Origin of the sequence: Sphingomonas sp. Xoc002 (assembly GCF_050408055.1) — a bacterium.
In the GTDB taxonomy this organism is placed as follows: Bacteria; Pseudomonadota; Alphaproteobacteria; order Sphingomonadales; family Sphingomonadaceae; genus Sphingomonas; species Sphingomonas yabuuchiae.
The window spans coordinates 2,495,493-2,517,530 of the sequence record NZ_CP191175.1 but is presented as its reverse complement, the minus strand read 5'-3'; the positions used below and the strand labels follow the sequence as shown (position 1 = coordinate 2,517,530).

17 protein-coding genes are annotated in these 22,038 nt (G+C 68.3%); 5 read left to right on the top strand and 12 right to left on the bottom strand.

Annotated elements, in window-relative coordinates; all coding sequences use genetic code 11:
- Positions 1-46 precede the first annotated feature (46 nt).
- The 3 genes from ACQR50_RS11345 to ACQR50_RS11335 all read right to left on the bottom strand — a co-directional run bounded on the left by ACQR50_RS11345 (position 47) and on the right by ACQR50_RS11335 (position 5,131).
- The gene (locus tag ACQR50_RS11345) at positions 47-2,440 is read right to left on the bottom strand and encodes a hypothetical protein (protein WP_428968401.1); all 2,394 of its coding nucleotides are present in this window, start codon (positions 2,438-2,440) and stop codon (positions 47-49) included.
- A 238-nt stretch (positions 2,441-2,678) separates the two neighbouring features.
- Positions 2,679-3,542, bottom strand: a complete 864-nt coding sequence (gene yghU / locus ACQR50_RS11340) for a glutathione-dependent disulfide-bond oxidoreductase (protein ID WP_428968400.1) — start codon at positions 3,540-3,542, stop codon at positions 2,679-2,681.
- Positions 3,543-3,616: 74 nt separating this feature from the next.
- A complete protein-coding gene (locus tag ACQR50_RS11335; protein ID WP_428968399.1) occupies positions 3,617-5,131 on the bottom strand; it encodes an ArnT family glycosyltransferase in 1,515 nt (504 codons plus the stop codon).
- A 270-nt stretch (positions 5,132-5,401) separates the two neighbouring features.
- Between ACQR50_RS11335 and ACQR50_RS11330 the strand changes: the two genes are divergently transcribed.
- From ACQR50_RS11330 to ACQR50_RS11310, 5 genes are read left to right on the top strand one after another with little or no spacing between them, the layout of a single operon-like run.
- Positions 5,402-6,301 (top strand): glycosyltransferase family 2 protein, encoded by a 900-nt coding sequence (locus ACQR50_RS11330; RefSeq protein ID WP_428968398.1) that lies wholly within the window; start codon positions 5,402-5,404, stop codon positions 6,299-6,301.
- Entirely contained in the window at positions 6,276-7,076 is an 801-nt protein-coding gene (locus ACQR50_RS11325) for a ChbG/HpnK family deacetylase (protein ID WP_428968397.1), read from the top strand. The genes ACQR50_RS11330 and ACQR50_RS11325 overlap by 26 nt, the downstream gene beginning before the upstream one ends.
- Before the next feature lie 14 nt (positions 7,077-7,090).
- The gene (locus tag ACQR50_RS11320; protein ID WP_428968396.1) at positions 7,091-7,642 is read left to right on the top strand and encodes an RNA polymerase sigma factor; all 552 of its coding nucleotides are present in this window, start codon (positions 7,091-7,093) and stop codon (positions 7,640-7,642) included.
- On the top strand, positions 7,639-8,574 hold the full coding sequence (locus ACQR50_RS11315; protein ID WP_428968395.1) for a FecR family protein: 936 nt from the start codon (positions 7,639-7,641) through the stop codon (positions 8,572-8,574). The genes ACQR50_RS11320 and ACQR50_RS11315 overlap by 4 nt, the downstream gene beginning before the upstream one ends.
- 10 nt (positions 8,575-8,584) lie before the next feature.
- Complete coding sequence (locus tag ACQR50_RS11310; protein ID WP_428968394.1) at positions 8,585-10,909, top strand: TonB-dependent receptor; 2,325 nt, start codon at positions 8,585-8,587, stop codon at positions 10,907-10,909.
- Here the strand turns inward: ACQR50_RS11310 and ACQR50_RS11305 are convergent.
- The 9 genes from ACQR50_RS11305 to ACQR50_RS11265 form a co-directional block, all read right to left on the bottom strand.
- Positions 10,887-11,783, bottom strand: a complete 897-nt coding sequence (locus ACQR50_RS11305) for a glycosyltransferase family 2 protein (RefSeq protein ID WP_428968393.1) — start codon at positions 11,781-11,783, stop codon at positions 10,887-10,889. The genes ACQR50_RS11310 and ACQR50_RS11305 overlap by 23 nt on opposite strands.
- Positions 11,780-12,691, bottom strand: coding sequence for a polysaccharide pyruvyl transferase family protein (locus ACQR50_RS11300; RefSeq protein WP_428968392.1), 912 nt, complete (start codon positions 12,689-12,691; stop codon positions 11,780-11,782). The genes ACQR50_RS11305 and ACQR50_RS11300 overlap by 4 nt, the downstream gene beginning before the upstream one ends.
- Complete coding sequence (locus ACQR50_RS11295) at positions 12,688-13,764, bottom strand: glycosyltransferase (RefSeq protein WP_428968391.1); 1,077 nt, start codon at positions 13,762-13,764, stop codon at positions 12,688-12,690. The genes ACQR50_RS11300 and ACQR50_RS11295 overlap by 4 nt, the downstream gene beginning before the upstream one ends.
- Positions 13,761-14,675, bottom strand: coding sequence for a galactosyltransferase-related protein (locus ACQR50_RS11290; protein WP_428968390.1), 915 nt, complete (start codon positions 14,673-14,675; stop codon positions 13,761-13,763). The genes ACQR50_RS11295 and ACQR50_RS11290 overlap by 4 nt, the downstream gene beginning before the upstream one ends.
- Positions 14,672-15,814 carry a hypothetical protein gene (locus tag ACQR50_RS11285; protein WP_428968389.1) on the bottom strand — a complete coding sequence of 381 codons (1,143 nt, stop codon included), beginning with the start codon at positions 15,812-15,814 and terminating at the stop codon, positions 14,672-14,674. Before ACQR50_RS11285 ends, ACQR50_RS11290 begins: the two co-directional genes overlap by 4 nt.
- Positions 15,811-17,826, bottom strand: a complete 2,016-nt coding sequence (locus ACQR50_RS11280; protein ID WP_428968388.1) for an HAD-IIB family hydrolase — start codon at positions 17,824-17,826, stop codon at positions 15,811-15,813. The genes ACQR50_RS11285 and ACQR50_RS11280 overlap by 4 nt, the downstream gene beginning before the upstream one ends.
- 137 nt (positions 17,827-17,963) lie before the next feature.
- On the bottom strand, positions 17,964-18,728 hold the full coding sequence (locus tag ACQR50_RS11275) for an SDR family NAD(P)-dependent oxidoreductase (protein ID WP_428968387.1): 765 nt from the start codon (positions 18,726-18,728) through the stop codon (positions 17,964-17,966).
- Between the two features lie 120 nt (positions 18,729-18,848).
- A complete protein-coding gene (locus tag ACQR50_RS11270) occupies positions 18,849-19,901 on the bottom strand; it encodes a patatin-like phospholipase family protein (RefSeq protein ID WP_428968386.1) in 1,053 nt (350 codons plus the stop codon).
- Positions 19,902-20,125: 224 nt separating this feature from the next.
- Positions 20,126-22,036, bottom strand: a complete 1,911-nt coding sequence (locus tag ACQR50_RS11265; protein WP_428968385.1) for an alpha-L-fucosidase — start codon at positions 22,034-22,036, stop codon at positions 20,126-20,128.
- Between the last annotated feature and the right edge of the window lie 2 nt (positions 22,037-22,038).

Here is a 22,038-nt window from a genome sequence, read left to right as displayed (position 1 = left end):
CCTTCGACTTCGCCCAGGCTGAGCGCAGTCGAAGGCCAAAGGAATCCTAAGGTTTCTGCACCAGCGTGAACACCACCCCCGGCGCATCCCGCAGCGTCACGTACAGCAACCCGTTCTGCGCCTGAGGCACCGCCAACCGCGACGCCGTAAACCCCGGCGGAACATTCACCGCCCCGGCCATGTCGGCACTCGCCGCCACCCGGTCGATCAGGAACAGGTCGCGCCCGGCCATTTGGCACCCATCGGCGGCACAGGTGGTCGCGTCGATCCCCGGTAGCCGGACCAGCGTGGCCAGCGGGCTCCAGTCGCCCTTGATGCCCCCGCGTACGATCCGATAGCGCAAGACCCCCGCCGCCGCGGGACCCAGCCGTGCCGGATCGAGCGTCGCCACCGCGATGTCGGGCGAGGACAACCGGACGTCGCGGCCGCCTTCCAGTAGCACCGACGCGCTGCCATCGGCCGTGCCGACCTCGATCGCGTCGGTCGGGGCCAGTCGCAGGCCCTCGGCCGCGCGGACCGAAAAGGTCAGGCGGCTATTGTCGGGCAGGATCGCCTCGTCCCTGGTCGCCAGCGTGACCGCGCCCGCCGCCGCCTTGGGCGTCAGGCTGCGCGCGATCAGCGTCGCGGCGGGGCGCGGCGGCGCGGCGGTGATCGGCACCGACAGGGTACGCCCATCGGTCAGCCTGATCTTCGCGCTGGTGCCCGACGGCAGGCGGCCATCGGCGGCGGTGACGACCAGCCGGTCTGTATCGCCTTCGCGGGTCACGCTATCGGGCGAGAGGCGGACATCGCCGATCTCGACCCCGGCAATCTCGTCCAGCCGCTGTCCGGTCAGCGTCGCGAAGCGGTCTCCCTTGGCCAGCGTCACCGTGTCGATCCGGCTGGCGGGCGAAAAGGCGCGCAAGGCGACGGTGCGCGGGGCGGCGTCGCCGATCTGCTGCACCTCCAGCGTCACGTCACCCGCCCGCGCCGATTTCAGCGGCAAAGTGACGTTGATCCCGTCCGCCCCGCGCAAGGTGAAGGGCACCGGCTGCGGCGCGCCCGAGCCGTTGCGCATCGTCACGCCGGTCACGCAGGCGGCAGCGGGACCGGTCAGCGCGACGCTGTTGTCGCGGCCGACGACCAGACTTTGGCCGCTATCGTCGGCGCGCCAGTCCCCGCTGCCCGGGAATTGCAGCGTGAAGCTGGGCCCCTCGAAGCTGTCGAAACCCCAAGCGCCGTGCAGCTTGGCGGACGCCTTGCCTGACAAGGGCCCCGCAGGCAGCGGATCGCTCAGGACATAACCCCCGCGATCGGCCCGCGCGCGGACGGGCAGGTCGATCCGCTTGCCGTCGGCGGTGGTGATCGACACCATCATGTTGCGCGCAAACGCGGTCGAATAGATCAGCGGCGCGCCCTCGACCGGCAGGACCAGGCCCGGCCGCGCCCCGCACAGCGGCACATCGCCGGTGACGCGCAGGCGCGGCGGGCTGACCGCGTCGATGGCGGGCATGGCGGCGACCAGCACCGATTTGGGCTTGGCGAAAGAGGGGGCTGCGTTGAGCAGCAGCGCCATCCGGTCCCCGTCCCGCGTGGCCAGCGTCGGCAGATAGCCGAATTGCGGATTGCCGAACGCGCCGAACACCCGTGCGATGTCGCGGACCACGGCGATATAGGGGCTGTAATAGCCCAGTCCGGCCTCGCGCGTATAGCTGACCTGCAAGGCCAGATCGGTCGGCGCGCCAATCAGCGTGTCGGTCATCGAGCTGCTATGGATGTCGGCCAGAACCAGATTTTCCTGGTTTTCGAGCAGACAGGCCGCCTGCAACTCGATCACCTTGGCCAGGCAGTCGGGGTTCAGCTTGATCGCCAGGCTGTTCGACAGGGCGGGCGCGAGGGTGCGCAGGAACTCGGGGTGGCTGTTCTCCTGCGCGCGGATCGCCGCGACAAAGGCGTTCAGCCGCGAACGGTCGAGCGAGGCCTGGTTGAGGTCCTGCACCGCGCGGACGAACTCGCCCGGCCGGTCGCGCACCGCATCGACGATGGTACCCGATGCGCCGCCCGTTTCCGGCACAAGGAACAGCGCCATCTGCCGGGCGCCCTTGGGCACGGTCAGGGTCAGGCGGCGATCCTTGTCCTTGGGCTTCCAGGTCTCGGCCGACTTCACCCAGTCCTTGGGCGGCGGGTTGGTCGCGCCGCTCAGGAAGGCGGAGAAGAGGATGTAATGCGCCCGCTGGTCGCGGGGCAGGTCCGCCTCGATCGTCAGCCGGTCGCCGGTGGCGAGATTGGGCACCTCGGCGATGGGCAAAGTGCGGTCGCCGCGCGTGACGGAAATGCGCAACGCCGGCCCGGGCAGGTCGAACGGGGCCGGATCGGCGGCGCAGAGCGGGCTTTCGACCAAAGCGGCCGCCGCGAGCGCCAGCGCCATCAGCGGGCGTGGGAGGGGAAGGCGAGGGAGCATGGCGGGGACTTAAGGCGTAGACGGCGGCGGGGATCAAGCCATTCGCGGCAGATGACATGCGGGCGTCACGTTCAAATCCTCCCCATCTCCGATGGGGAGGGGGACCATCCGCAGGATGGTGGAGGGGCAGGGGCTTGGCGATGACCTTCGCTGCCTGGCGCGAGCCGCAGGACATTGCCCCTCCACCACCGCTTCGCGGTGGTCCCCCTCCCCAAGCGAGCTTGGGGAGGATTTGAGCTCAGCCCAGCTTGTCGGCCGTCTTCGTCTCGAAATCGCTGGCATCGTGCCGTTCGCGCAGCTGCTCGGAGGGCTCGCCGAAGGTACGGTTGACCATGCGCCCGCGCTTTACGGCAGGACGGGCATCGATCTCGCGCGCCCAACGCAGGACATGGGTATAGTCCTGCACCTGGAGGAATTCGGCAGCGTCATAGAGGCGGCCCAGCACCAGCTGCCCGTACCAGGGCCAGATCGCCATGTCGGCGATGCTGTATTCGTCGCCTGCGACAAAGGCGTTATGCTCCAGCTGGCGGTTCAGCACGTCGAGCTGGCGCTTGGCCTCCATCGCATAGCGGTTGATCGCATATTCGATCTTCACCGGCGCATAGGCATAGAAATGGCCGAAGCCGCCGCCCAGGAACGGCGCGCTGCCCATCTGCCAGAACAGCCAGGACAGGACGCGCGCCTTGGCGGCCGGATCGCTCGGCAGGAACGCGCCGAAGCTTTCGGCCAGATGGACCATGATCGCGCCGGATTCGAAGATGGCGAGCGGCTCGGACCCACGCCGGTCGACCAGTGCGGGGATTTTGGAATTGGGATTGACCGCGACGAAACCGCTGCCGAACTGGTCGCCGTCCGAAATGCTGATCAGCCAGGCGTCATACTCCGCCCCCGCATGACCGGCGGCGAGCAATTCTTCCAGCAGGATGGTGACCTTGACGCCGTTGGGGGTGCCCATCGAATAGAGCTGGAGCGGATGGGCGCCGACCGGCAGGTCCTTGTCATGCGTCGCCCCTGCGACGGGCCGGTTGATGGCGGCGAAGCGTCCCCCGCTTTCCTTGTCCCAGGTCCAGATGGCGGGCGGGGTATAGGCGTCGTCGCTCATGGCTCGTAGCTCCAGCTTTGTCCGGTGCGGGAGATGGGCGGGAGCGATGGCGAAAACAACCGCGACCGTGCCTTTTATTTCGCTGGCGGAATGGGCAGGTCGCGGCGGACGTACAGCAGCTCATGCCGCTCCTCGCGCGGGATCGCCATGACCAGCCGATAGTCGCGTGCCAGAGCGCCGGAGACCTGAGCCTGCGTCGCGGCATTCCAGGGCGAGAAGGGATCGTCGAGCGTCACGATGGCGGGCGGACGCCGGGCGAGGATGCGGGCGACCTCGGCGCTTTCGTCGATTCCGATCGCGCCGCGTTCCGCCTCATAGGCCAGCGAGGAGGGGAAGGCGTAGGCGGTCGGAATGCAGCCGCCCGACAAATGGTAAAGGCTGGAGTCCCCTGCAAACACGTAAGGGCATTCGCGCCCGTCCACCGCCGCCATAACCCGCGCCATGCGGCGGATGCCGTCGCCCTCGCCGGGGTCGTTGGTGGCGGAGTGGAAGACGAACAACCCGGCCCCGATCACGAACACCGCAACCACCGCCTTTCGGCTGAGCGCAAAGGCCGGGGCGGCGGCGAGCGCCAGCGGTGCGACCAACGGCAGGGCATAATGATCGAAAAACGCCCCGATCATCGCAAAGGCAATGAGCGCGAAGCCCAGCCAGATGCGGGTCAGCGTAAGCGCCGGATGCTTCGGCCCCTTGCGCCAGCCATAGACCGCACAGGCGATCAGCGGCAGCAGCTGCCCGCCGATTCCCGCGAGCCGCCCGATGATCTTCGCCGCCGGATAGCCGCGCCGCAGCGTGATCGAGGTGAAATTGGCGAACCAGAAGGCGTCGAATGCCGCCGTATCGCCCAGCCAGAAAGATAGCACGACCAGCCCCGTCGGCAGCAGCCCGAGCACCATCCAGGCCAGCGCCGCAAGCATCACGACCACGACATTCGTCCGCGCCCGCCAGAGATACCAGAGATGCGCCAGGCCGAAAAACGCGCCCTCCACCAGCGGGGTATATTTGATCTGGATCGCGATCCCCGCCAGCAGACAGGCGACGGCGCCGCTGACGACGATTGCGCCGACCGCCCGCCGCTCGGCCAGACGCGGCAGGTCCAGCGTCAGCACGGCGGCGGCGGTCATCGCCAGATTGTAGAAGACCGGCGACTGGCCACTTCCGCCGCTGAGCAGCGGCAACCACAGGACATAGGCCGCGCCCGCGACAAGCCCCGCCGGAAAGCCGAGCCCCATGCGCCTTGCGGCCAGCCCGATCAGCCATCCGGTCGCGGCGGTGCAGAGCGTTCCGATCAGCTGATAGGCCAGGAAACCGTCACCGGGCAGCAGGCGAAAGCCGGAGAACAGCAGGAACAAGCCAGGCGGCTTGCGGTCCCACAGATCGATATAGAGCCGCGCGCCGTGCAGGATGCGGTCGCCGACCAGCAGATAATATTGCTCGTCGACATGGGCGACCGGATTGCCGAAGTCGCGCATCCGGGTCAGCACCGCAAAGGCCAGCAGGACCAGCGCGGCACCGATCGGCCGGTTCAGGAACACCCTGAATCCCTGCGGCATCGAAAAAGCGGGGCGGGCGGGCGTCATTTCCGTCATCACGAACCCTGTTGGAGGATGGGCGACGGGCGGAGCGACGTCCTGCGGACCCGGCCCGGTGCGCCGCCGCCCATGTCATCGACACCGGGGCTTCCGCAAAGAAAATCGACATGGTTCCGGCCCATGGAAAAATTTTTAACGACCATGTGCGGTTGGGCGCGGGTCGTGGCGTCCTAGCCCATGAAACACCCCGGTCGTGGTGCTTGGCGCCGCCGGGCGGGGGGCTTCGGCAACGGGGTGGTTTGATCGTTTTTAGGGCGGGGTAGGGTAATGCTGCTCGATGCGGAAGGCGCGGCCTGGCGGAATGCCAGGGCCTGGGCCCAGGCGGGGAAGACGGAACGGACGGGCGCCTATGTCGCGCCGTGCTGGACCGTCGTCGTGCCCTTTTTCAACGAGGAGCGCGATCTGGCGGCCACGCTGGAAAGCCTGGCGGCGCAGACGGTGCGGTTCCGCCTCGTGCTGGTCGACAATGGCTCGCTCGACGCCAGCGCGCGGGTGGCGACCGACACCTGCGAGCGGCTGGGGCTGGACCATATCCTGCTCCACCAGGGTTTGCCGGGCAAGATCAATGCGCTGCATCTGGGCCTCGATCATGTCCACACGCGCTTCGTCGCGACCTGCGATGCGGACACCTATTACCCGGCCGATTATCTGGCCCAGGCGCAAGCCCTGCTGGAAAAGCCCGGCTGCGTGGTCGCCGGGGCCTATTTCATCGCGCCGAAGGACGGCGAGGCGGAGCGTCGTCGCGAGTCCGCCGCGATCCGGCTGGCCGCGCGGTTCCTGCCGCGTCAGTGCCATGCGGGCGGCGCGGGCCAGGCCTTTCGGACCGAGGCACTGAAGGCCGCCGGCGGGTTCGATGCGCGCCGCTGGAATTTCGTGCTGGAGGATCATGAGGTCATCCACCGCGTCATGCGTCACGGCACCATGGCCTATGCCGATGGTTTCTGGTGCGTGCCCTCCGACCGCGAGCGCGACCGGGAGTCGATCCGCTGGACGCTGACCGAGCGGCTGGTCTACAGCGTGGCCGCGCCGTTCGCCGGGGACTGGTTCTTCTACGACTTCCTCGCGAAGCGACTGCGCGCGCGGCGGCTCACCACCGAGCGGATGCGCGAGCGGGCCTATCAGCAACTGGCGGGGGTCGTGGGTGAACCGGCTTATTCTCTGCGCTGACGATTTCGCCTTTTCCACCGAAGACAGTCTGGTCATCGCCGAGCTGCTGCGCTCGGGCAAATTGAACGCGACAAGCTGCATGACCCTTCGTCCGAACTGGATGGAGGACAGCGTGATGCTGCGATCCGTGCCGCAGACGGCGCAGATCGGCCTGCATCTGACCCTGACCGAGGAAGCGCCGATCCACCCCAATGGCTTTACCCAGGACGGAGTGATGCCGGGGATCGATCCGTTGACGCGGTTGGCGTCGCGCGGACAACTCGACCCGGCCGAGATCACCCGTGAGGTCCAGGCCCAGTTCGACCGGTTCGAGGCGGCGATGGGCCGTCCGCCCGCCTTTGTCGACGGGCACCAGCATTCGCACGCGCTGCCCGGCGTCCGCCCGATCGTGCTGGCGATCACGCGGCGTCGCGCGCCCGGAGCCTGGGTGCGCACCTGCGAGGACCGGCTGGTCGGCCTGCTTGGGCGGCCATGGCGGGGCAAGGCGATCGGCAGTGCCTATCACTCGCGCGGCCTGACCCGTGCGGTCGAGGCGGCGGGCCTGTACTGCAACCGGGGTTTTGCCGGGCATTACGGTTTTGACGGCCGCTTTGCCGAGGCGTTGCCGCGTTTCCTGGATCATGGCGGGACGGAGCATCTGGTGATGTGCCATCCCGGTGCGGGCAAGCGGGCGGGTGACGTGATCGCGGCGGCGCGGCGCGACGAAGCCGATGTCTTGCGCGCCGTTTCGGTGTCTGACATGGCGGCGCAACGCGGGCTGGCCTTCGCCGCCTGATACGAGGGCGGTCTTTGGGTAATCAGGGTCTGGAAGGCCGGTTCATGGAGGCGCGCCCGCTGCTGCGCCGCCTGCTGGCCGCCCGGCTCGGCTCGCCCGACGAAGCGGAGGATGCGCTTCAGGACCTCTGGCTGCGCGTTTCCGGGCTGGACGCCGAACAGATCGAGCAGCCCATTCCCTTTCTCTGCCGCATGGCGACCAATCTGGCGACCGACCGCCGTATCGCCGCCGCTCGGCGCGGCGTGCGGGACGGCGCATGGGAAGAGGTGCAGCAGCAATCCGCCGAATATGCCGATCCCGAACGGATCGCGTCGGGCCGCAGCGAGCTGGCCCAGGCGCATGCGATGATCGCGCGGATGCCCGACCGGATGCGCGAGGCCTTCACCCTGTTCCGCTTCGAGGAACGGCCGCAACGCGACATTGCGGAGCAGATGGGTATCACGGTGAGTGCCGTCGAGAAGCTGCTGCGCCGCGCCTATCAATTTTTGCAAGAAAATCGTGATGCCGAGGGTGCGGATGGGGCGTGTCGGCGTCGTCCTGACAGTGGAAGGAGCGGGGACGAGTGACGCGGGAGGAACAGGCGATCGACTGGCACGTCCGGCAGCGCGATATGAGCGCGGCCGAATGGGATGCCTTTGCGACCTGGCTGGAGGACAGCCCGGCCAATGCGCGCGCCTATGACGCGGTGGCGATGGCCGATGCCCTGCTGGCCGAGCCGGTGAGCGAGCCCGAGCCCGTCATCGCCGAAACGCCGGTGGCCGCCAACGACAACAGGGGGTGGGGTCGTTGGTGGCTGATGGGCGGCGTCGCGGCGGCCGTCGCGCTGATCGCGGGGCCGGTGCTGATGCAGGCGCGGCCCGACATCCGGGTCGAACAGACCCGGCCGGGCGAGACGCGGGCCATCGCGCTGAACGACGGCACGCAGGTCGAGCTGGCGGGGGGATCGCGGCTTCGGCTCGACCGCAACGACACGCGGGTCGCGACGTTGGAGGCCGGACAGGCGCTGTTCCGCGTTCGCCACGACGCCTCCGCTCCTTTCGAACTCCGCTCGGGCGACGTCGCCATCCGCGATGTTGGGACCGTGTTCAACGTCCGGCGTGAGGGGGCTCGGCTGGACGTGACGGTTGCGGAAGGGGCGGTCGCGCTCGCCCCCCGGGGCCAGACGATACAGCTGACCGCCGGGCAGGGGGCACGGCTGGACGAGGCACGGGGCAGCCTTCGCCGCGTGCAGGTCGATCCGGCGATGGTCGGCGGCTGGCGTCGCGGCCTGCTGGATCTGGACGGCGATACGGTCGACACGATTGCTGCACGATTGCAATCCGCCTATGGCATGCGGATCGCGGTGGAGGGGCCGTTGGCGAAACGCAGCGTCACTGGGCTGGTCCGGGTGACGGGGGACGCCAGCCGGGACGTTCCACGTCTTGCGAAGCTGATCGGAGCGGAGTGGCGCCAGAGCGGTGGGGACTGGATTTTGCGGGCGTCGGACGGGGTTCAATAAGCGCGACCTGTTGGTCGCGGTCGCCCTTGCCTTGCCTGCCGCCGGTTGGGCGCAGACCGCCAATGTCGCAGCACGCAGCAGGATCGTGCTGGCCCCCGCGAGGCTGGATTTCGCACTGCGCGAACTGGCGAGGCAGGGCGGCATCACCGTCGTCGCCACCGATCCACGCCTGGGGGAGGTTCGCACCCGGGCCCTGACCACCGGCGCCCCCCCCGCCAGAGCCCTGGCGCAGTTGCTGCGCGGAACCGGCTACCATGCCATCGCGATCGACGCCGTCAGCTTCCGTATCGTCGGATCGCCGCGTCGCCCATCCATCAGCCGCCCTCCGCCCGCCATGCCGCCGCCCGCCGGCCGGACCGGCGATATCATCGTGACCGCCAGCAAGCAGGGCACCGAATTGGCCCGCTATCCCGGCAGCGTGTCGGTGATCGGACGCGGCGTGGCGCTGCCCACCGGATCGATCGACCTCAGCGATGTCGCGGGGCAGACCCCGATCCTTCAGACCACCGCGCTGGGGCCGGGGCGCAACAAGCTGTTCATCCGCGGCATTGCCGACAGCAGCTTCAACGGTGCGACCGAGTCGACCGCCAGCCTCTATCTCGACGAGGTGCAGATCGCCTTTGCCGGGCCCGATCCGGGGTTGAAGCTCTATGATATCGGCGAGGTTGAGATTGCCGAGGGGCCGCAGGGGGCGCTGCACGGCTCGGGCGCGATCGGCGGGATCGTCCGGCTGACGTCCAACCCCGTGTCGCTGATCCGCGACGGCGGGCGGATCGAATGGGGCGGCGCACTGACCGGCGGCGGGGCGCCGAGCAACGATATGGCGGCGGTCGCCAACAAGGTGCTGCTGGCGGATAGGCTGGGCATCCGGTTGGTCGGCTATCATGCGGTCGATGGCGGCTATATCGACAATCAGCGGACCGGCGCGCACAACATCAATCGGGTGTTGACCAGCGGGCTGCGCGGCACGCTGGCCTGGAATGTCGGGGACGGCTGGCGCGCCGAACTGGGTGGCGGTACCCAGTCGATCGTGTCGCGCGACGCGCAATATGTGCTGAGCGAGGATGTGCTGGCGAGCCGCTCGGCGATCGCCCAGCCATCCTGGAGCGACATGCGGTTCGGGCGGCTGCTCCTGTCCAAGACTTGGGCGAGCGGCCTGCAATTCGTCTCCGCCACCGGCATCGTCAGCGGCGCATCCTTCGAACGGTTCGACGCCAGCCCGGTGGTACCGCACGAAACCTATCAGCTGAACGGCGACAAGACGCTATTTTCGCACGAAAGCCGTGTGTCACGACGCCTGGCGGGTGGTGGATCCTGGGTGGTCGGCGTCAATCTGGTGTCGGACCAGTCGGTGATGGGGCGCTCGCTGACCATCCGCCAGGGGCTCAGGCCGGTGATCGGCGTGACCAACGTCACGCGCAGCGGAGCCGTGTTCGGCGAGGCGACGCATCCCGTCACCGGCCGCCTGTCGCTGACGCTGGGCGGGCGCGTCACCGCCGCGCGGGTCGATGGCGAACCGTCGATCACGCCGCGATCGAAGAATTTCGTGCGTGGCCGGTCGACCACGCGGGTCGATCCGACCTTCGGTTTTGCCTGGGCGCTGGGCGGCGACTGGACCGCGTTCGGCCGGTATCAGTCGGGCTTCCGCACCGGTGGTCTGGCGGTCGCGGCGGGCGTCGGACGAGTCGCGAACTTCGAGTCCGACTCGATCCAGATGGTCGAGGCGGGTCTGCGCCATATCCGCCGCGGGCCGACGGGGCTGTCGGCGTCGGTCAGCCTGTCCCATGCGCGGTGGAAGGCGATCCAGGCCGACCTGCTGAACCGCGCGGGCCAGCCGGTGACGAGCAATATCGGCGATGCGCGCGTCGATGCGCTGGAGGGCTGGGTCGAATGGGTGCCGCAGCACGACTGGCACCTGACCGGGGCGGTGTTCGTGACCGACAATGAAGTGACGGGCTCGACCGCCTTGCTCAGCCGCGCCAGTAATCGCCGCCTGCCCGAGACGCCCAGTGTCTCGGCGCGGCTGGGACTGATCCGCGATGTCGCCCTGGGGCGCGACACGATCCTGTCGACGCGGGGGGAAGTGGCCTTTGTCGGCCCGTCGGTGCTCGGGGTCGGCGACATGTTCGACGTCCGGCAGGGGGGCTATGGCGTCGCCAATCTGGGGCTGACCGCCCGGCGGGGCGGCTATGCGCTGGCGCTGACTCTCGACAACTTGCTCGACGAGCGGGGCAATCGCTTCGCCTATGGCAATCCGTTTCTGCTTGGGCGGCGCAATGTCTCGACACCGTTGCGGCCGCGCACCGTGGGGGTCAGGCTGAGCGCGGATTTCTGACCGCGACGCGGGCATAGGCGGCCAGGCCCGCCAGCACATGGCGCAGGCGAAAGGCGTGGAAATGCCCGATCGTGGGCACCGGCCCGGCAAAGCGCTCGCGCAGGTTGCGGATGTCTTGCACCATCCAGCGGCGGACCCGGCGGTCGGTCAGCATGTGCTTGGCGTAGAGCGCTCCGTCGCCAAAGCCGTATCCCGCCAGCAGCGCGACGGCCTCGTCCTCCCGGCGGCGGCCGTGATAATGGTCGACCACGAAGCCGGGGTCGTAGCGGATCGCTATGCCCAGCGCCTGGGCGCGCAGCAGGAAATCCGTATCCTCGGCGGCGCGGAACGGCGCGCCCGCCCCGAACCGCTCGTCGAACGGCCCGACCATGCGGCCGACATCGGCGGTAAAGGCCAGATTGGCGCCCATGACGAAGCCGCCGGGAAAGCTGTCCGGCTCGGCGATCATCGGATGATCCTCCAGCTTGACGGTCAGCATCAGGTCGGCGGGATCGCCACGCAGGATACGCCCGCCGATGATGACGGGGGCGGGCTGCCCGGCAAAGGCCCGTGCCATATGTGCGAAGTAATCGGGATGCAGCACGCAGTCATCGTCGGTCATCGCGACGATCCGCCCCCGCGCTGCCCGGAGCGCGCGATTGCGGGCGCGGGCCAGGCCCGGCACCGGCTCCGACAACAGCCGCACCGTAAAGGGCCGGTCGATCGCCCAGTGCCGGATCACCGCCGCCGTGGCATCGGTCGAGCCGTTGTCGACCAGGATCAATTCGATCGCGCCGCTGCCCGGATGCCGGGCGGCTGCATCGATCGAGGCCAGCGTGGCGGCCAGGCTGCGGCTGCGGTTGCGGGTGCAGATCAGCAGGCTGAAATCGATCATCCCGCGACCAGCTCCGCCGCCTCCTGCGCGGATCGCGCTTTCCGGACAAGCGGACTTTCCGCCGTCCAGACGGCGATATAGGCGCCGACCTTGCCATAGTCATTGTCCAGCACGACGTGGCTGATACCGAGCAGCAGGGCCAGGATATGGCCGTGCAGCCGGTCGGTGACGATCCGCTCGCCGCGGGCGAGCAGCGTCAGCCCGCGTTCGACACGCTCCCGTGCCCGGCCGGTCGGAGTGGACGCGGCGACCGGCGGTTCGTCTAGCCAGTCCAGCGCTACCGTATCCGCAAGGGCCAGCAATGGCGCGTCATCGCGGGCGGCACGTTCGGCGTCGGAGCGCAACAGCATGAGCACTTGGCAATCCGCCAAGGCCGGTCGCTCGAGGCTGCCCAAACCGAAAGCGGAGTCGGGGGCTAGCGTGCTGGGGCAGGTGAAATGCCGGCGGGCCAGGTCGAGGCTCGCCGTGTCGCGGACATAGAGGTGGAAATCCGGGTGGCTGTCGACCAGTGCGGCGAAGCGGTCGCGATGGGCTTCGTCGCGGAAGTGGATCGACTGGGGCAGCTGGACGATCCGGCGGTCGGGAAAGCGTTCGATCAGATGTTCGCGGAAATGCTGATGATGCGGCCAGATGTCGCCCAGATTGCCGCCGCCATGGATCAGGATCGGCCCGGTTGAACAGGCGGCGCGGAAAGCCGCTTCGTCAAAATCGTCCCAGCGGGAGATATAGGCCGGATCGCCCGCGCCGACCGCGTGGAGCAGGGCGATCTCACCCAGCCAGATCGCGCTGTCGCCCACATTGGGATGGTCGGGGAAATCGACCAGCGCATAGGGCTCTCCCGGTATGACGTGACGGCGATAGAGGTCGAGCAGCGCCTTTCGCTGGCCTGCGATCACATCCTTGCTCACGCCGCGATGGCGCTCGGCAAGGCGGTACGGACGCTGGTATAAAGCGCCTCGCAACGGTCCAGCCACAGGTCGCGGGCGAAATGCGTCTCCACCCGGCGGCGGGCGGTGCTGCGCGGAATGGCCATGGCGCGGATGAGCGCGTCGGCCAGCGCGGTGACATCCCCCGCAGGGGCGACGTACCCGGCCTCGCCGACGACTTCGCGCGCCGCGCCTGCATCGAACGCGGCGACCGGCAGGCCGCACGCCATCGCCTCGATGGCCACCAGCCCGAACGGTTCGTCCCAGCAGGGGGTGAACAGGAATACCGAGGCCCGGCCCAGTTCCTGTGCCAGCGCTGCGCCGTCCAGATGCCCGCCATAACGGATGCCATGGCCCAGCAACGGTTCGACCTCGGCGGCGAAATAGTCCGGGTCCTCGACCGCGCCGAACAGGGTCAGCGCGACGCCCGCTTCCCGCGCGGCACGGATGGCGAGATGCGTGCCCTTGTTGGGGGTGATCCGCCCGCACCACACCGCCTCGCCATTGCCCTGCTCGGCAAAGGGCCAGGAGGCGGGGTCGATGGCATTGTGCAGCACCGAGGCTTCGGGCGGCGCGCCGTTCGGCCACCAGGCCTGCAACTGGCGGGCGGAGGTGACGGTCAGCCTATGGGTCGGGCTGGGGCTGATCGTCACGAAATGATGGAGCGCGTCATAAGGCGGCACATGCAGCGAGGTGACGGTCGGCACTTGCGCGGTCCGGCGTTGCTCCAGCGGGAAACGGTGCAGGCTGTTATTGTGCACCACATCGAACCCGCCGCGCGCGATCCGGTCGCAGGCGGCGGCATAGCCTGCATCGACATGCGCGATCAACTCGGGCTTGCCGCGATGCTCGGCCCAGGGGAAGACGGCTTCGTAATGGACCGGCAGGACCGGATCGAGGGTGAAGCGCGGGTCGCTGTCGCCGCTGGCGAACAGCACCACCTCATGCCCGCGCGCCGCCAGCCCCTCGGCCAGATACCAGCCATGCGCCTCCATGCCGCCCAGGAAAGGCTGGCGGATGGGCTGGCGGACATGGGCGAGCAGTGCGATCCTCATGCCGCGACGCGGGGCTTGCCGGCGCGCTCCTCCAGCAGGCGGATGACGCTGGCGGTGTTGGCATAGGGCTGGTGGCTCTGCTGCCCCGTCAGCGCGAGATCGTCCTTGTCGGGGCGGCGCAGGATCTGGATCGGGCGGCCGGGCGTATCGTCGATCAGGCCCATCAGGCGAAAGGCGTGCAGCCAGTGGCCCATGGTGCGATAGCCCCATTTCGCCTCGAACAGTTCGGCGTTGCGCACCACGCTGTCGATATGATGGACCGGCGGCATGTGATGCGGGTGGTATTGATGATAGGCGAGCCCGCCCTTGATCCAGGCGATCGGCACGCCCGCCTTGTCCACCACCTTGCCGAAATCGGTGTCCTCGCCGCCATAGCCCGCATAGCGCTCGTCGAACCCGCCGGTGCCGAGGAAGGTGTCACGACGCATCGCGAAGTTCAGCGACCAGAAGCAGCGATAATCCGCGCACCGCTCGATCCCCTCCGGCGGCGGTCCGCGCCGGTCGGAGTGGCGCACCGCGACCTCGGCGAAGTCCCGATATCGCCAGTCGCCCGCCGTCGCGCCGCCGGGCAGGTACATGACCTCGCCCATCAGCAGCCCGTCTTCCTGATCCAGATAGCGATCATAATCGGCCAGCAATTCGGGGGTCGGGATGCAGTCCATGTCGAGGAAGACCAGCTTGTCGCCGACCGCCGCCTCGGCCGCCGCATTGCGTGCGGTCGCCAGCGGCAGGCGCGGGCCGGACACCATCATCTGGCGGATCGGGAAGGGGGCCTCGGGCAGGTCATAGGGCGTGTCCTGGATGACCGCGACGATCAGCTCGGCGGGGAGCATCGTCTGGCGGGTCAGGCCGATCACGACGTTGCGCAGATGTTCGGGGCGGCCCCCGGCGAGCGTGACGACCGAGATCATGAAGAGGCTCCGGTGGATTGGGGAAGGGAATGGGTGAGGTCGATCGGCCAGAGCCGGGCGGACAGCGCCTCCAGCCAGTCGGCGGCGGTCTGGGCGGGCGCGTCGGCGATCATCGCGCGCTGTATGGCGGGACGGTGCTGGCTGCGGGTCTCGGCCAGCGCGGCGGTCCAGGCCTGGGCCGAGGAAGGCAGATGCGGACGGACGCACGCGACCCCGGCGGCGGCCAGCGCCTCCGCCTTGCGATGCTGCTCGTCGAAATAGCGCCATTCGGGGATGGCGAGCCAGGGGCGGGCGGCGGCCAGTATCTGCTGGCAGGTGGTGTTGCCGGTCGAGGCGATGACGAGGTCGGCGGCGGCGACATGGTCGGCCGGATTGTCGACCCAGCCGCGATGCTCGATATTGGCGGGCTCGGTGGCGTGCCAGTCGCGCGCGACCGGGCCGATGGTGATCCAGCGGGCACCGGGGCGGCTGCGCGCGCCGACACCGAGCGGGGCCTGGGCGAAACCGCCGCCGCCGCCGCCCGACAGGACCAGGATCATTTCCTCGTCCGCGCCGACGCCGATCCGCTGGCGTGCCAGCTCGCGCTCGGGGATGCGGGTGTCGACACCCAGCCCGCCGACGAAGCAGGTCTTGGCGCGCATGGCGGCGTCCCATTCGGGCTGGGCCAGCGCCTCGTCGAACGCGGCGAGCAATCCGGCGGCGCCGTCATAGGCGGCGCGGTGCCCGGCATCGCCGCGGTCGCCATGCTGGAGGACCTTCACATGCGGGACCGAACAGATGCGGGCCAGTTGCGCGATCTCGGCGGAGACGTCGCAGATCATCAGTGCGGGGTCGGCACGGTCGAACCAGCCCGCGATCACCGCCATGGCATGGCGGATGCCGGGCCAGCCGAGCGGCGCGCAGTGCAGCGTCTCGGGCGTCGGCACCGTGTCCATCGTTCCCGCCTCCAGCCCGGTCGGCTCGAAGAGGGAGGGGATGGTGACGATCTCGACCTGCGGCGGCAGGGCTGGAAAAATATCGTCGCGCGCGCAGAAGATGGTGACGGGGCGCTCGGGCGGAAGGGCGTTCAGGATCGCAGCGCAGCGTTCGGCATGGCCGCGCCCCTGATGGTGGACGAAATAACTGAAGGGGCGCGTCACGCCGCCGTCGCCTGGGTCGGCATCGGCGTGGTCAGGCCCAGCCGCTCCAGCCCCTCCATCACGCCATTGGCATGATGGGCGGTGACGCGCAGCAGCCCGTCACGCTCGGGTAGATCGGCCAGCTCATGCCCGGCATTGCCGACCACGATCGCATGGCCGCAGGCGTCGAGCATGTCGACATCGTTGCCGCTGTCCCCGGCCGCGATGCACGCACCCATCGGCAGGTCGAGCCGCTTGGCATAGGCCGCGACCGCCGCCGCCTTGCCGCCCAGCGGCGCCAGCACGTCGATCAATCGCCCGTGCGAGAAGACCGTCTTGGCGGAGAGTCCCTGTTCGGCCAGCGTCTCGCGGACGCGCGCGGCATCCTCGGCAGTGCCGAAATAGCTGACCTTGTGCGGCCCGGCCGTGTCGCGCGGCTGGGGGCGCAGGCGCAACGGCTTGAGCGCGGCGACCACCGCCTTGCGGTCCCATCCTTCGTCCAGACGCGCGGCGAAGACGGGGCATTCCTGCCATCCGCGCTGGCCCTTCAGCATGATGCGCGTCCCGACATCGGTGATGAAGGCGTCCGGCTCGGGAATGCCCCATTGCGACAGGATGATGCGCGCCATCGCAAAGGAACGGCCGGTCGCCACGACGAAGGGCAGGTCGCTCGCCTGACGCCATGCCGCGAAGTCATGTGCGCCTACGCGACACCCGGTCAGCGTATGGTCGATATCACTGGCGAGCAGGCCGGGGGTGCGCGGCAGATGGGCATAGAGCGCGGTGGATTCCATGGCGTAGCGGTCCCAGGCATAGAGGGTGGACCCCGACCGGCCATTCGCGCTCATCTGCGCATGGGTGTCGGGATCGGACAGGATGGTAAGGCAGGCGGCGGCAATGGCGTCTTCGTCGCGCGGCTCGACCAGCAGGCCGTGGCCCAGCGCGGCGACGATCTCGCTGGGGCCGCCATGCCGGGTGGCGACCACGGGCACGCCCGCCGCCGCCGCTTCGATCAGGGTCAGGCCGAAGGGTTCATGAAGGGCGGCATTGACGAACACGCCGCCCGCCGCTGCGCGCTCATAGAGGGCGGCGACGTCATGCCCGTCATGCCGTGGCGGCAGCGCGAAACAACCGCGAAGGTCGGGCCTGTCGGCGAGCGCCAGCAACTCGGCCAACACGGCACGCTCCTCGGTCGATCCGGGGCCGTCATGCTGGCCCGCCAGAATGACCAGATTGGCGGCCTCGCGTAAGGCAGGCGAGGCGGCATAGGCCCGGGCGAGCGCGCCCAGATTCTTCTTGGCGACAGGGCGCGCGATGGCGAGCAGGATGGGCTTGGCGGGCTTGTCGAGCCACTCGCCCAGCCGGTCGGCGAGCGTCGGGCGACCGGGGCGGCCGCCCTCATGGTTCGGCACGCCGGGTGCGATGCGGTGGATCCGTCCGCCGGCGGGAATGCCATAGGCATGGACCTGCCGCTCGGCCTCGTCCTCGGTCGAGACGATCAGGGCGTCGGCACTGGCGATGGCGGTACGCTCTGCGGCGATGCGGCCATCCAGCGCGGGCGACGGGCCGTGATGGCGGCGCTTGTCGATGCCCAGCGCATGCGGCGTGTAGACGAAGGGAATGGCAAAGCGCCGCCGCGCCTCGGCCGCGACGGCGGCGGCGTCAGAGAAGTGCGCGTGGATGACATCGGGCAGGCGCGGCAGTCGGGCGAGATGCGCGCAGAACGCTTCGGTGAAGGCGGCGAGATCGTCGGCCAGCGCGTCCTTCTCCAGATAGCGGCGATTGGCCGTGGCGATCCGGTCGATCGTCAGCTTGGGCGAAAGCCATTCGGTGGCACGGGCATGGTCCAGCGGCAGTCCCGGCTCCTCAAAGAGCCGGGTTACGATGGAGACTTGATGCGTATCAATATTCTTCGCCTGCGCGGCAGCGGCATCCAGGATATAGGCAATATGACCGCCCGTATCGGCGGTGATGCCATAATGGACAGGTGGCGATTTCAGACACCCACCAAGTGCCAGATGCAGGATAAACAATCTCGCCCCTTTCGTTATGGAGCGACAACGTTATAAATATTGATTGGCTCCCAATCGGATAGCGGAAAGATTGCATTCGATTGACACGGGTGTCATTTTCCTCGCCGTATTCTTGATCAATATCAATAATGGGGAAATCAGCTGAGCGGCGGCTGCCCGTTGGATGCGCTCAGGCCGCCATCCACGGGCAGGTTCACGCCGGTGATAAAACGTGCATCCTCGCTCGCCAGGAAGGCGATGGCACCCGCAATATCCTCGGGCTGCGCGCCACGGCCCATTGGAATGCGCTCCTCGAACTTGGCGATCAGCTCGGGCTGTTCCTTCATGCCTGCCGTCAGGGCGGTGTAGGTCAGTGACGGATTGACCGCATTGACGCGCACGCCGTTCGCCGCCTCGTCCATCGCCAGCGCGCGGGTGAAGTTGGTCACGGCGCCCTTGGCCGCGCAATAGAAGCTGTGATTCCAGTCGCCGCCGAGCCCGGAGACCGAGGACATGTTGACGATGCAGCCCTTCGACCGACGCAAAGGCTCAATTGCGGCGCGGGCCATCTGGACCACACCGTAAAGATCGGTCTCGATGACCTTGGTAAAGGCCGAAAAGTCGCCTTCATCGAGTTTTCCGAGATGATCGACCCCGGCATTGCTGACCAGAATGTCGATCCGTCCGAACCGCTCGATCGCCAGCGCGACCAACGCCTCGCAATCGGCCATCCGCGACACATCGGTTTCCCGCGTCGCAACCGTCGCAGGGGCGAGATCGTCCGCCAGTTTCTGCAGGCCCGCGCCGTCGGTGTCGCCGAGAACCAGTGTCGCGCCCTCCTGCGCGAAGCGGCGGGCGGCCCCTTCGCCGATGCCCGAAGCCGCGCCGGTGACGATCACGATCTTGTCTTGGAACCTCGCCATGTCGGGCGCTCCTGTACGACTGTTGCTGGTCCGCCCATTCCGGCATGAGAGAACAGGCGCCTCGGGCCGGTGTTCCGCCCGGCATCGCCATAAAAAGCGAAAATGACGGGAAAAAACGGTTCAGGGCCGCATCATGTCCTCGGGCAGCCCCTTGAAGGACGATGCACGGCCGAGCGTTTCGCGATGGGTGGCCAGCCACTCTTCGGCCTGCACACGACCCATTTCACGCAAATCCTGGAGCACCGACCAGCGGGTGTCGACCTTGCTCGTCCCCGACGGCCCCGCCAGTTCGGGCGGCGGCGACAGCAGGTGCAGGTTGACCCGCGCGATCGCCCGCATCCGGGGATCGCGCGAAGTTTCGGCGCGGGCGACGTCCTGAATCTCCGACAGGGCACGCAGGTCGCGGCGCAGGCACGCGTTGAAGCTGATGTCGCTGACCCGCCGCATCACCTCGCCGACCGAGCCGCCGACATCCTCGACGGTGAAGGGCGTGATCTGGACGATCATCATGTCGGTCGCGCCGATCGCCTCGGTCAGCAGCGGCTCCAGCGCGGGGTTGGCGGTGAAGCCGCCGTCCCAATATTGCTCGCCCTCGATCTCCACTGCCGCGAACAGCTCGGGCAGACAGGCCGAGGCCATCAGCGCGTCGAGTGTCACATCCTGGCCGGTGAACAGCCGCGCCGATCCGCTCGCGATATGCGTTGCCGCGACATAGAAAGGCAGGCGCGTCTGGCGGGCGAGCAGGTCGAGGTCGATGCTTTCCGCGACCGCCTGTCGCAGCGCACGCATATCGCGCACGCCGGGCAGGAAGGGCGCGACATAGCGGCTGGAAAGCTTGGCGATGTCCAGCGATTTGCGCAGCAGCGGCTCGAAGAACGGACCGCCCAGTGCGCCGACATCGAGCGGAGCGAGCGGCGAGGCATCGGCAACATGGCCCCATAAGCGCTCCAGTGCCGCCTTCGCCTCAACCGCGCCCCCGGTCGCATAACCCGATACGATCGCCGCACCATTGATCGCCCCGGCGCTGGCGCCGCTGACCCCGACGATCTCGATATCCTCGTCGAGCAGGCGCTCGACCACGCCCCAGCCATAGGCACCGTGCGCGCCGCCGCCTTGCAGGGCGAGGGCGATGCGGGGGCGGGGCGGGAGATGGGGTTCGAGACGGTCGGTCATGGCATACCTCCTTCTGCGTCGCATCATGTTGCAACGCACAAAAGGCAAATGCCACCCGTTTCGGCGGGTTTTTGTGGGGGTGTGGGGTCGATAAACCCATTCCTCCCCTGCAAGGGGAGGCGGCAGGCCGAAGGCCTGACGGAGGGGTGTCGTGCTATCGAGAGGGCGACACCCCTCCACCAGCTTCGCTGGTCCCCCTCCCCTTGCAGGGGAGGAAACGGGTCCTACCGCTTGGTGAAGCCGCCGATTCCCGCGATCGCCAGCTTGGCGGCGGGCTTGGACATTTCGGCGAAGGTCAGCCGCAGATAGCGGACCGGCCGGACGCTGCTGAACGGCAGGCGCTGGGTGGAGAGCGCATAGGCGATGTTCGAGAACTCGCCCGAGCCGGCCGGGGTCCAGCTCTTGCCGTCGACGCTCGTCTCCGCGACATAGCCGCGCGGCGGGGCGGCGTCGATCATGACCTGGCGCGAGGGGGTCAGGCTGAAGCCTGCGATATCGCGCACCTGGCCCATATCGACCGTGACGCTGGCGGGCTTGCCCGCCACCGGCGCGGGCTGCACCCAGATGGTCTTGGCGTCGTTGTCGAGCAGCTTTTCGGCGCCCGGCGCGGTCGCGGAGACGATATTCCAGTCGGTCGTCGCCAGCACGGTCGGGTCACTCGACACGATGGCGGGGACGGAGACCGGCGCGACGCTCTGGAACAGCGAAACCTCGCTGATCGCCGGGCAGACGGGGGCGTCGACGATGCGCAGGCGGACCCGGCGTGCGGTAACGGGCTGGGGCAGGCGGATGATCCGTTGCGCGCTGATGCACTCATGCTCGGCCAGTTGCTGCCACCGGCCGTTCACCTCCGCATCGACCGCGAAGCGCGTGACGCGAAGCCCAAGCGGCAGATATTCGCGGATGCGGATCAAATCGAAACGACGACCCGGCGGCAGGTCCAGCGTCAGGCTGGGCGTGGTCACGCCGTCCGGCGCGGACCAATAGGTGTCGCGCTGGCCGTCGAGCACCTTGGCGGCCTCATACCCCTTGCCGCGCACATGGCTGGCGCTGGCCACCGCGCCTTGCGCCAGATCGGTCGCGAAGCTGGCGCGGATCGCGTCGCCGAAACTCTTCAGGATCTTCACGTCCTGATCGGGAATGCGCCCGCGCCGATCGGGCGGCAGGTTGAGGTTCATGTTGGTGCCTCGCGCCACCGAAGTGTCGAAATAGCCAACCAGGTTTTCCGGCGAGCGGACCTTCGAGTCCTCGTCGGCATGATAGAACCAGCCGGGCCGGATCGAGGTGTTTGTCTCGGCAGGCCACCACAGCGGAGCCCCGCGAACGCCCGAATTGCCCTCCGACTGGACGTACGGGTGGTTGGGCATGGTCGGCCAGCAGGGATCGCCCGCAATGCCGTCCTCATTGCCGACCCAGCGGATATCGGCACCCAGCGGATCGAAGGTGCAGGCCATGGGCTGGTGCTGATGGACCAATGCGATGATCGAGGGCCAGTTGTAATATTTGGGCGCGTCGATTTGCCGCGTCTCGCGTGCGCCGCCATAATAGCCGTCGCCGCCATTGGCCCCGTCGAACCAGAATTCGAACAACTCGCCGTAACCGGTGCAGAGTTCGACCACCTGCTTGCGGAAATAGTCGACATAGGCTGGCCGCCCATATTCGGGATGGTTGCGATCCCAGGGCGAGAGATAGATGCCGAAGGCGAGCCCGGCCCGCTTGCAGGCGTCCGACATCTCGCGGACGATATCGCCCTGGCCGTTCTTGTAGGGCGCGTTGCGGATGCAATGCTCGGTCAGCTTGGTCGGCCAGAGGCAGAAGCCGTCATGATGCTTCGCCGTCAGGATGATGCCCTTCAGGTTCCCCGCCTTGGCCGCCCCGACGATCTGGTCCGCGCTGAAGTCGCTCGGATTGAACATCTTGGGGTCTTCGTCGCCATAACCCCATTCCTTGTCGGTGAAGGTGTTCATTGCGAAGTGGATGAAGGCATATTGCTCGCGCTGGTGCCAGCGCCACTGCCGCGCCGAGGGGACCGCACCGTAAGGAGCGGGCGCGCCCGCCCCCTTTTGCGCGAAGGCGGGCGCGGCGGAGGCGACCAGCCCGGAGGCGAGGACGGCGCGGCGGGAGAAATCGGTCATCG